Consider the following 792-nt stretch of genomic DNA (forward strand, 5'->3'; position numbering starts at 1 on the left):
GTTTAAAATGCTGATGAACCATACCTATTCCTAAATCATTTGCTACATTCGGACTAGAAATTTTCACTTCTTTTCCATTTACTTTTATTATTCCAGCCTCTGGTTGATACATTCCAAATAACATTCCCATTAATGTAGATTTACCAGCACCGTTTTCTCCTAAAAGAGCATGAATTTCTCCCTTTTTTAGCTGTAAAGTTACATTATCATTTGCTACAATCCCTGGAAACTCTTTTCGAATGTTAAGCATTTCTACTACATATTCCATATAATTCACCGCTTTCTCCTTATTAATACTTAATTTAGGAAATTTAAAGGCTTAGCCTTTAAATTTCCTTATAAAACTACTTAATTAAATCTCCTTGCTTATCTGATACAGTAATCTTTCCGTCTTTAATTTGTTTAAGTACTTCATCAACTTTATCTGAAGTTTCTTTACTTAAATTAGGATTTTCTTTTGGAAGTCCTATACCATCATTTTTAGCATCAAATATTAAAGTTTTTCCACCTGGGAAGTTTCCATCTAATTCAGCTTTAATCATATCATAAGCAGCTGTATCTATCATTTTCATAGCTGAAGTTAATATTACAGATTTATTGTCTTTATAAATACCATCTGCATATTGGTCACTGTCAACACCTATTATCCATGCTTCTTTTCCAGCGTTAGCTCTAGCTTTAGCTTCATTTATAGCTCCAACTCCAACTCCACCAGCTGCTGTAAATATTGCTTTAACTCCATTATCAAACATAGTTGCAGCTAATTGTTGACCTGCAGCAACATTATCAAAT

2 protein-coding genes are annotated in these 792 nt (G+C 31.8%); both read right to left on the minus strand.

Annotated features, from left to right (window positions below):
* On the minus strand, nt 1–268 hold a 268-nt coding region (locus tag ACYUEX_RS18685; RefSeq protein WP_460289461.1), incomplete at its 3' end, for an ATP-binding cassette domain-containing protein.
* A 76-nt stretch (nt 269–344) separates the two neighbouring features.
* A partial coding sequence (locus ACYUEX_RS18690; protein WP_460289460.1) for a BMP family lipoprotein occupies nt 345–792 on the minus strand: 448 nt, incomplete at its 5' end.

This window comes from Clostridium sp. CTA-7, assembly GCF_054768095.1.